We start from the raw sequence: 372 nt of genomic DNA, 5'->3' as shown, positions 1-372 counted from the left end.
GACGGTCGCATGAGAACGCCCGCAAAAGATCTCGATCGTGGTCGACGACACGACGACTCGCATCAGGGCGCGTGACCCGGAAACTGTTGCTGCAATGAAGTTTCTGCCCGATCACGGCTTGTCCGGGCTACCGTCGAGCAGGATGCGGGGTGAGCTGGTCGAGACCGATTCCGGTCAGTGTCGAGGTTTCCCCGTGGCTCGCGCGTCAGGAGGTCGATGACGAGATCAGTCGTACGCCTCAGTCCCCAAGCAGCTTTGAAAGAGCTTCTCACCGATGTGCCTCCTCGCACCCGGGTGGGCTGACGTGTACGCGGCACCACCCTGGAAAAGACCTCGCGATCTTCCGCAACTCGGGGAGAGTGGAAGCGGTGA

The sequence above is a fragment of the Streptomyces sp. NPDC127092 genome, assembly GCF_042722475.1.
GTDB lineage: Bacteria > Actinomycetota > Actinomycetes > Streptomycetales > Streptomycetaceae > Streptomyces.
The sequence above is the reverse complement of the archived record's forward strand: the minus strand, read 5'-3'. Positions refer to the sequence as shown.